This window comes from Roseburia amylophila, assembly GCF_025567465.1.
GTDB classification, from domain to species: domain Bacteria; phylum Bacillota; class Clostridia; order Lachnospirales; family Lachnospiraceae; genus Roseburia_C; species Roseburia_C amylophila.
Genome location: NZ_JAOQKI010000020.1, coordinates 38,155 through 48,223, shown reverse-complemented (window position 1 = coordinate 48,223; position 10,069 = coordinate 38,155). Strand labels below are relative to the sequence as shown.

Below are 10,069 nucleotides of genomic sequence, written 5' to 3'. Positions count from 1 at the left end.
TTTAGCTGCATAAAGAAAAACGAGACGACCGAAGTCGCCTCGTAAAAGTCTAACTTTGAGGGGTCACCTCAATTTGCACCGGACAACAGTCTTTTTTGCTTTACAGGAAAGCGACCGCCGCAGGCACGAGAATGTGTCAAGGTACATTCTTTTTTACATGAAGTTGGTAACATAAAAAGATTTCCTTTGGAGATACTAAACATGTAACGAAAGAAAGGAGATGATTTTTGTGACAGAATTAAAATGTTCTGTAAGAAGCTGCAGTTTCCAGAAAGATGATTGCTGTTGCCGTGGAAATATTACGGTAGAGGGTGCACATGCAAACCGCAACAGCGAGACAAGCTGTGGAAGTTTTGAAGAGAAGAAAAACTGTGGATGTGCCAATTCGACCGGTAAACCGCCTAAGATGAGCGATGTTACCTGTGAGGCAGTAAACTGTAAATTCAATGAAGGAAGAAAATGTCATGCAAAAGACATCCAGGTAGCCGGAACGAATGCCTGTACCTGTATGGAAACAGAGTGTGCCAGCTTCTGTTGTTCCTAAAAAGTGGAATATCAGTAAGGTTTAGCAAAATATTTCTGTGTCTACTCTTAACAGATTGGACACAGAAATTTAGAAGAATCTTAAGAAAAATACTATTGTAAATGAGATGAAAGAAAGTATAATGTGATTGAAGCATATATAAAGCAGAAGTAGTGTGTAAGGTGTAGATGGTAAACAGGAGGAAGCAAATGAGAAAAAAATCACATATTTTGCTGGCACGTTATATTGCAAAGAATACAGAGGATGAAGAACTTAAGAAACATAGACTGTCTTTTTATATTGGCAGCATTCTGCCGGATTGCAAACCATCTTTTGTATATAAGAAACATGAAATCAATGGGACGTTTCCGGATGTGAAAAAGATGGTGAATCAATTGATTTTCGGTAAACAGCAGGGGAAACTGGCCCGTAAACGCCGGTATTATATGAATCTCGGGCAGGTAACGCATTATGTAGCTGATTATTTTACTTATCCGCATAACAAGATTTATCCGGGAAACTTAAAGGATCATTGTTCCTATGAAGAACAATTGAAGCGAAGCCTTAAAAATTATATTATGAGCCGGAATATGGAAGCAGGGGAAAAAGTGCAGGCTGATTTTTCTGATGCAGAGGCACTGTATGAATATATTTTAGAGAGGCATAAACAGTATCTTGGAAGAAAAATTAATATAGAAACAGATATTCGGAATATAGTAGCAACCAACCGGATGCTGGTGGAGGCCATTGCCGATTTATTTTATAAAACACAGCATAAGGAAAAAATGCCGCTTGCTGTCGAATATTGACGAAAAAAGATGTTATATTTTGTTTGATTTTTGGTGATGAGCAGAGTAAAATGAATTTACAAAGAACAACACAGAGATGGGACACAGCATAGGAGAAATGCTTATGGATGAAAGGGAAGCACTTCGCATTGCGATTGAACGTGCAAGAATCCGACTGGATGAAGCACTGGAACGAGCGAAAAGTATGGATGAATGCTATGACCTGAGCCTGGAAGTGGACAGACTGATTGAGAACTATGTATCGCTATGTGAGCAAAAAGAACTTGTACCAATAAGATAAAAGTAAAGAGTAAGTGGAAAGAAGTACATTGAGAAATGTGCTTCTTTTTTTGTGCATTTTTATGTGTAGTATATTGATTTTTTCCCAAAAGTGGGGTAATATGTATTCATAAGTGGAGGAAAGTGGTTGAAAATGGCACAAAGTGGTGGATAAGTTGATAACTTTGTGGATAAATAGCAACCGGACTGAGGTGTTTGACAATGTTCATGGGAGAGTACAGTCACAACATAGACGCCAAGGGCAGAATGATTGTTCCTTCCAAATTCAGAGAACAGCTCGGTGATGAGTTTGTAGTAACGAAGGGTTTGGATGGGTGTCTTTTTGTGTACCCAAATGAAGAATGGCAGAACATTGAAGAAAAATTCCGCAACGTACCACTTACCTCAAAAGATGCAAGAAAATTCTCACGTTTCTTCTTTGCAGGAGCAACAACCTGTGAAGTGGACAAGCAGGGAAGAATTCTTCTTCCGGCAGTGTTAAGAGAATTTGCCGGATTAGAGAAAGAAGTCGTATCAGTCGGAGTCTTAAAGCGAATTGAGATTTGGGACAAGAACAGATGGCAGGATACCAATACTTATGATGACATGGATGAAGTTGCAGAACACATGGCAGAACTTGGCTTGAGTATCTAAAGGAGTGAACATGGAATTTAAACACACATCGGTTCTCTTGCATGAGACCATAGACAATCTGAATATTCGCCCGGACGGAATTTATGTAGACGGAACGCTCGGTGGAGCGGGACATTCTTCCGAAATTGTAAAAAGGCTGAATGAGAACGGAAGGCTGATAGGAATTGACCAGGACGAAGATGCAATTGCAGCAGCCAGTGAGCGGTTAAAGGATTATTCTGATAAAGTAACCATTATCCGCAGCAATTACTGCAATATGAAAGAAGAATTGAACCGTATCGGAGTGACGAAGGTAAATGGAATTCTTCTTGATCTGGGAGTATCTTCCTTTCAGTTAGATACACCGGAGCGTGGATTTACCTACCGGGAAGAAGATGCACCACTGGACATGAGAATGGATCAGCGTCAGACATTAACGGCAAAAGATATTGTAAATGATTACAGTGAATCAGAGCTGTATCGTATCATAAGAGACTATGGGGAAGACCGGTTCGCAAAGAATATTGCAAAGCATATTGTCGCAGCCCGGGCAAAGAAACCAATTGAGACAACCGGAGAGCTGACCGCAATTATCCGGGTATCCATACCGATGAAAGTACAGAGTACTGGCGGACATCCGGCAAAGAGAACGTTTCAGGCAATTCGTATTGAACTGAATCGTGAGCTGGAAGTCTTATCGGATACCCTGGATGAGATGATAGACCTTTTAGAGGAAGATGGAAGAATCTGTATCATTACCTTCCATTCCCTGGAAGACAGAATTGTAAAGAACATCTTTCGCAAAAATGAAAATCCATGTACCTGTCCGAAAGAATTTCCGGTGTGTGTATGTGGCAAGAAACCAAAAGGAAAAGTAATCACTAGAAAACCGATTCTTCCAACGAAATCTGAAATGGAAGAGAATCCGAGAGCAAAAAGCGCAAAATTAAGAGTATTTGAACGGCATATCAATGACTAGGGAGAGACGTGAAAATGGAGAAGACAAGAAGAAATTATCGAACACAGACTTACATAGATGGAAACACTGTCCGTAAATTAGAAGCTGCACCGGATTACCGCAGAGAACAGGAAGAAAAGCAGCGGGAGGAAATCAGACAGCGCAACAGACGTATGGCGCAGAAGAATCAGGAGAAGTCAGCACATATGGATTTGGGTTATGTGGCATTTTTATCCGTATCGCTGCTGGTTATGTGTGTGGCAGCAGTGCTGTATATCCGTCTGCAGTCTGGAATTACAACGCATTTAAAGACAATTTCTGCATTAGAAAGCCAGGTAGCTGAATTAAAGGCAGATAATGATGCGGCAGAAAAAAGAATCGAGACAGCAGTAGATCTTGCAACCATCAAGGATATAGCAATGAACCAGCTTGGCATGAGCTATGCGGGACCGGACCAGATTATACATTATACGGTTGATAAAGAAGATTATATGAATCAGTTTGAGGATATTCCGAATAAGTAGGAAACAAACGTGGTGGTAAAATGGCAGGAAAGAGACGCGGCGGAAAGAAAATAGCAAAATTTAGTAAGAAAATGCAAAAGAAACTTGTAGTGCTGTTTGTAATAATAGCACTACTTTTGTTGGGATTAATTGTAAGATTGATGTATATTGAACACACCAGTGGAAAGAAATACGAAAAGAAAGTATTATCCCAGCAGAAATATGACAGTACGGTCATTCCTTATCAGCGTGGAAATATTACAGACTGCAAGGGAACGATACTTGCAACCAGCGTGGATGTATACAATGTGATATTAGACTGTAAGGTATTAAACAGTGATTCGGCAGATATTGACCCGACCATCGATGCACTGATGACCTGTTTCCCACAACTGAATGAAACCGATTTACGTAATCTGATTACAGATAAGCCAAAGAGCCAGTACAATGTTCTGGCAAAGAAATTAAGCTATGAAGAGATTCGGGCGTTTGAAGATATGCAGGCGGCAGAAAAGGAAGCTTCCGATAAGAAGAGCGGCGATGCAGAGAAAAAAGGAAAAATTAATGGAGTCTGGTTTGAAAAAGAATACCAGAGAGAATATCCATATGGTTCTCTGGCCAGTGCGGTAGTAGGATTTACTACCAGCGGTAATCTGGGAATGAATGGAGTGGAAAATTCCTATAACAGTGTTCTGAATGGAACCAACGGAAGAGAATATGGTTATCTGAATTCCGACAGTAATTTTGAGAAGACAGTAATCGATGCCCAGAATGGTAATGATGTTACACTGACCATTGATGCAAATATCCAGAAAATCGTAGAAGATAAGATTGCTGCATTTGAAGAAGAATACAGGGATGCAGCAAGAGAAGGTGCTGGAAGTAAACATGTGGGAGTTATTGTAATGAACCCACAGAATGCTGAAGTGCTTGCCATGGCAAATTATCCAAATTATGACAGTAGTAATCCAAGGGATTTGTCTGCCTATTATACCCAGGAAGAAATTGATGCTATGGGTGACGATGCAGAACTGGATGCTTTAAACCAGTTATGGTCTAATTTCTGCATTACTTATACTTATGAACCGGGCTCTACCGTAAAACCTTTTACCGTAGCCTGTGGTCTGGATACCGGAACTTTAGACCCGAATCGTACTTTTATCTGTGATGGATACGAGACGATTTCCGGTCATGACATTCACTGTGTAAATACCAACGGACATGGACTTGAAACAGTAGAAGATGCCTTAAAGAATTCCTGTAATGATGCCCTGATGCAGATGTCTTATGATATCGGACCTGAGAATTTCTCTAAGTATCAGCAGATTTTCGGCTTTGGTACCAAGACAAACATTGATTTACCGGGAGAGGCAAGAACCGATTCCTTAATTTATACCGAAGACCAGTTAAGCACCATTAACCTGGCTACCAATTCCTTTGGACAGAACTTTAATGTTACCATGATACAGGTGGCAAGTGCTTTTTGTTCCATTGTTAATGGTGGTAACTATTATCAGCCACATGTGGTAAAGAAAATAACAGATGAAAATGGGAATGTCATACAGGAAGACAATGGAACCTTGTTAAAGAAAACAGTGTCTTCATCTACCAGTGAATTATTAAAACAGTATCTTTATGCAACGGTTTCCGATGGTACCGGAAAATATGCAAAAGTGCCGGGATACTCCATGGGTGGAAAGACCGGAACAGCACAGAAGCTTCCTCGAGGACAGGGAAATTATCTGGTTTCCTTTATCGGTTTTGCACCAGTAGACAATCCGCAGCTTTTGGTATATGTAGTAGTAGACGAACCAAACGCAGAAGAAGAGTTTCACAGTACCTTTGCACAGGAAATCGCAAAGGGAATTTTCGAAGAGACACTGCCTTATCTTAATATTTATCCGGATGAGGACATTGTTGTAACAGAAGAGACAGACCCGGCAGAAGCACCGGCAGATGGAACAACAGATGTTCCGGATTCTGCACCGGAGGATTCTATGGTAGACCAGACACCGGATATTGCAGAGGAAACAGTACCACCGGAGGGTGGTTTACAGCCACAGGATGTAGCACAATAGAGAAAACAACATAACCTTGTAAAAGTTGTAATAGATTATAATAACTGCTTTTATGAGGTTATGTTTTTATGTTTCAGCAAAAAATGCAGGAGGAAGAAGAAAACAGATTTTGCATCTATCGGAATAAAACCTTTAACCGACGAAAAATTATGATTATTTTTGTGGCAGTATTACTGCTGATGGTATTTCTGATGGGACGACTGGTGTATCTTATGATATTCTGTTCAGAATACTATGGGGTCCGGGCGGAGAATCTCCATGAAAGAGAAAGGGATATCAAGGCGGCAAGAGGAAATATTTATGACAGAAATGGTGTGGTTTTAGCAGAAAATAAGACGGTATGTACGATTTCTGTGATTCACAGCCAGATAGAAGACCCGGAAAAGGTAATTGCAGTTTTAACAAAAGAGCTTGGCATGTCAGAAGAGACAGTGCGGAAGCGGGTAGAGAAGGTTAGTTCCATTGAACGGATTAAGACGAATGTGGAGAAAGAAACCGGAGATGCGATTCGAGCCTATGAACTGGCGGGCGTGAAGATCGATGAAGATTATAAACGGTATTATCCTTATAATGAACTGGCTTCTAAAGTAATCGGATTTACCGGCGGGGACAATCAGGGAATTATCGGAATAGAAGTAAAATATGATGAATATCTGGAGGGCATCAATGGAAAGATACTTACATTGACAGATGCCAGAGGCGTAGAGATAAAAAATGCCGGAGAGCGGCGGAGTGAGCCGGTAGAAGGAGATGACCTTTATTTAAGTCTTGATTATAATATCCAGATGTATGCAGCGCAGGCGGCAGTAAAGGTGCGGGAGGAAAAACAGGCAGACAGTGTCAGCATCCTTGTGATGAATCCACAGAATGGCGAAATCCTTGCCATGGTAAATGAACCGGAGTTTAATCTGAATGAACCTTTTGCCTTAAATACGGAGATTGACACGGAATTGAGTGAAGAGGAGAAGCAGAATGCTTTAAATAAAATGTGGAGAAACCAGTGCATCAATGACACTTATGAACCGGGATCCACTTTTAAGATAATAACAGCATCCGCAGCCTTGGAAGAGGGAAAAGTAAGTCTTTCTGACCAGTTTAACTGTCCGGGATATAAGATTGTGGAGGACAGGAGAATCCGCTGCCATAAAGTGGGAGGGCATGGGGCAGAGGATTTTACCCATGGCATTATGAATTCCTGCAACCCGGTATTCATAGAAATCGGACTTCGTATCGGTTCCGACCGCTTCTGCGATTATTTTGAACAGTTTGGTTTATTATCCAGGACAAATATAGATTTACCGGGGGAAGCATCCACCATTATGCATAAAAGAGAAAATATCGGTCAGGTGGAGCTTGCAACCATGTCCTTTGGGCAGTCCTTCCAGATTACACCGATTCAGCTTGCAACTACGGTTTCCTCTATTATAAATGGAGGAAACCGTGTGACGCCGCATTTTGGCGTGGAGACGAAAAATGCAGAAGGAGAAGTGACACATACTTTTGTCTACGGACAAAAGGAACATATTGTAAGCGAAGAAACTTCCACCACCATGCGCTATTTGCTGGAAAAAGTAGTATCTGAGGGCAGTGGAAAGAATGCGGCTCTTGAAGGCTTTTCTATTGGCGGAAAAACCGCAACGTCCCAGACGCTTCCGCGTAGTGAAAAAAGGTATATTTCTTCTTTTTTAGGCTTTGCTCCGGCTGACGATCCGCAGGTACTTGCCTTAATTATTATCAATAATCCACAAGGCGTTTATTATGGTGGAACCATAGCAGCACCGGTCTGCCGGGATTTGTTTTCCAATATTCTGCCATATCTTGGCATTGAGCAGGCACCGGTTACAGAAGATGCGGAAATTCAGGAAAATCCGTGAAACTTTGGGGAGATATCTTGCAGGAAAGCTCTAAATAACGTATACTAGATAAGTTGAAATGATATACAAAAAGAAAATAAAAAGAGGTGCAGTTATGACGTATCATGTTATTCTTCCGGTTATTATCGCTTTTGCAGTGAGTGCATTGTTAGGACCGGTCGTAATTCCTTTTTTAAGAAGATTGAAAGTTGGTCAGACGGAGCGGAAAGAGCTTGAATCTCATCAGAAGAAAATGGGAACCCCTACCATGGGTGGATTGATGATTATCGCAAGTATTATTGTAACCAGTCTGATTTATGTAAAAGATTATCCGAAGATTATTCCGATTCTCTTTATGGTAGTAGGATTTGGCGTAATTGGATTTTTAGATGATTATTTGAAGGTTGTACTGAGACGGTCGGATGGACTGCTTGCATGGCAGAAAATGTTATGCCAGCTTGTAGTGACCACTGTTTTTGTGGTATACATGGTGAAGTTTTCAGATGTTTCCCTTACGATGCTGCTTCCATTTTCCGGTGGAAAATACTGGAATATTGGCTGGCTTGCAATTCCGGTCATGTATTTTGCAGTAATCGGAACTGTAAACGGAGTCAACTTTACCGATGGCTTAGATGGTCTTGCTACCAGCGTAACCATTATCGTAGCAACCTTTTTTACCGTAGTTGCAGTGGGAACCAACAGTGGAATCGAACCGATTACCTGTGCTGTAGTAGGTGCATTGATGGGCTTCCTTCTGTTTAATGTATATCCGGCAAGTGTATTTATGGGAGATACCGGTTCTCTTGCACTGGGTGGATTTGTGGCAGCTACCGCATATATGCTTCAGATGCCAATTTTCCTTCTGATTGTGGGACTGATTTATCTGGTAGAAGTATTATCTGTTATCATTCAGGTAACCTATTTTAAAAAAACAGGTGGAAAGAGAATTTTCCGTATGGCTCCGATTCATCACCACTTTGAATTAGGTGGCTGGTCAGAGACCAGGGTAGTGGCAGTATTTTCAATTGTAACAGCAATCTTATGTCTGGTTGCATTGATTGGATTATAAAGAGACAGGAGTGAATAAAATGGAATTTCAGGAGAAAAATGTACTGGTATTTGGCTCTGGGAAAAGTGGAATTGCTGCAGCAGAGCTGTTAGAAAAACAGAATGCGAATATTTTCGTTTTTGAAGGAAATGAAAAGCAGAGTGTAGCAGAAATCAAAGAAAAATCGGAGAGCTTTGCCAAGGCAGAAATCTATGTGGGCACCCTTCCGGAAGAAGTGATGGATAAACTGGATTTTGTTGTGTTAAGTCCGGGTGTTCCAACCGATTTACCATTGGTAAATGCCATGCGTGATAAGAAAATTACGATTATTGGTGAGATTGAGCTTGCTTATCAGGTGGCAAAAGGAAAAATCCTTGCAATTACAGGAACGAATGGCAAGACGACAACCACTACACTGGTGGGAGAAATTTTATCCAATTACTTTAAGGATGTAAAAGTCGTAGGAAATATTGGAATTCCATATACATCGGTAGCGGCAGATACCACAGAAGAAACGGTAACAGCAGCAGAAATCAGCAGCTTCCAGTTAGAGACAATTGTAGATTTTGCTCCGGATGTATCTGCTATTTTAAATATTACACCGGATCATCTGAATCGTCATCATACCATGGAAAATTATATTAAGGCAAAAGAGGATATTACAAAGAATCAGAAAGCAAACGATGTCTGCGTCTTAAATTATGAGGATGAAGTACTTCGCAAATTTGGGGAATCCTTATCCATGAAAGTGCTCTGGTTTGACAGTAAAAAGCCGGTACAGAATGGATGTTATTTAAATGGTGAGAAGATTATTTATGTCTCTGAGGGCAAAGAGGAAGAAGTCATTGATGTCAATGAGCTAAATATTCTTGGAACCCATAATTATGAAAATGTTATGGCGGCAGTTGCCATGACCATAAGTATCGGAGTACCGATGGATGTCATTGTAAAAACACTGCGTGAGTTCCAGGCAGTAGAGCATAGAATTGAATATGTTACGGAGAAACGTGGCGTAAAATTCTATAACGATTCAAAGGGAACAAACCCGGATGCAGCAATTAAGGGAATTCAGGCAATGAACCGTCCGACACTTCTCATTGGCGGTGGCTATGATAAGCAGTCTGAATATGATGAATGGATAGAAAGCTTCGATGGTAAAGTAAAGAAATTAGTATTAATCGGAGTAACAAAAGAGAAGATTGCAGACTGTGCAAAGAGACATGGATTTACAGATTATGTATTCGCAGACAGTCTCGAAGAGGCCGTAAATATCTGCTATGACAATGCGGTTTCCGGTGATGCCGTATTATTATCACCGGCATGTGCAAGCTGGGATATGTTTAAAAGCTACGAAGAACGAGGAAGAATATTTAAGGATTTGGTGCGCAATTTAAAGGAGTAGTGAT

10 protein-coding genes are annotated in these 10,069 nt (G+C 40.8%); all 10 read left to right on the top strand.

What is annotated here, in order from left to right:
* Nucleotides 1–229 precede the first annotated feature (229 nt).
* Nucleotides 230–544, top strand: a complete 315-nt coding sequence (locus OCV43_RS11590) for a DUF1540 domain-containing protein (RefSeq protein WP_022243376.1) — start codon at nt 230–232, stop codon at nt 542–544.
* Nucleotides 545–732: 188 nt separating this feature from the next.
* The gene (locus OCV43_RS11585) at nt 733–1,332 is read left to right on the top strand and encodes a zinc dependent phospholipase C family protein (RefSeq protein WP_262624159.1); all 600 of its coding nucleotides are present in this window, start codon (nt 733–735) and stop codon (nt 1,330–1,332) included.
* Nucleotides 1,333–1,435: 103 nt separating this feature from the next.
* Nucleotides 1,436–1,612 (top strand): hypothetical protein, encoded by a 177-nt coding sequence (locus OCV43_RS11580; protein ID WP_022243374.1) that lies wholly within the window; start codon nt 1,436–1,438, stop codon nt 1,610–1,612.
* A gap of 200 nt (nt 1,613–1,812) precedes the next feature.
* A complete protein-coding gene (gene mraZ / locus OCV43_RS11575; protein WP_022243373.1) occupies nt 1,813–2,244 on the top strand; it encodes a division/cell wall cluster transcriptional repressor MraZ in 432 nt (143 codons plus the stop codon).
* 10 nt (nt 2,245–2,254) lie between these two features.
* The gene (rsmH, locus tag OCV43_RS11570; protein ID WP_262624158.1) at nt 2,255–3,202 is read left to right on the top strand and encodes a 16S rRNA (cytosine(1402)-N(4))-methyltransferase RsmH; all 948 of its coding nucleotides are present in this window, start codon (nt 2,255–2,257) and stop codon (nt 3,200–3,202) included.
* A gap of 14 nt (nt 3,203–3,216) precedes the next feature.
* Nucleotides 3,217–3,705 (top strand): hypothetical protein, encoded by a 489-nt coding sequence (locus OCV43_RS11565; RefSeq protein WP_262624157.1) that lies wholly within the window; start codon nt 3,217–3,219, stop codon nt 3,703–3,705.
* A 20-nt stretch (nt 3,706–3,725) separates the two neighbouring features.
* A complete protein-coding gene (locus OCV43_RS11560; RefSeq protein WP_262624156.1) occupies nt 3,726–5,762 on the top strand; it encodes a peptidoglycan D,D-transpeptidase FtsI family protein in 2,037 nt (678 codons plus the stop codon).
* Between the two features lie 68 nt (nt 5,763–5,830).
* Nucleotides 5,831–7,636 carry a peptidoglycan D,D-transpeptidase FtsI family protein gene (locus tag OCV43_RS11555; protein ID WP_331494994.1) on the top strand — a complete coding sequence of 602 codons (1,806 nt, stop codon included), beginning with the start codon at nt 5,831–5,833 and terminating at the stop codon, nt 7,634–7,636.
* 94 nt (nt 7,637–7,730) lie between these two features.
* Complete coding sequence (mraY, locus tag OCV43_RS11550; protein ID WP_117698314.1) at nt 7,731–8,684, top strand: phospho-N-acetylmuramoyl-pentapeptide-transferase; 954 nt, start codon at nt 7,731–7,733, stop codon at nt 8,682–8,684.
* A 19-nt stretch (nt 8,685–8,703) separates the two neighbouring features.
* Nucleotides 8,704–10,065 carry a UDP-N-acetylmuramoyl-L-alanine--D-glutamate ligase gene (gene murD, locus OCV43_RS11545; RefSeq protein ID WP_227700884.1) on the top strand — a complete coding sequence of 454 codons (1,362 nt, stop codon included), beginning with the start codon at nt 8,704–8,706 and terminating at the stop codon, nt 10,063–10,065.
* Nucleotides 10,066–10,069: the final 4 nt, after the last annotated feature.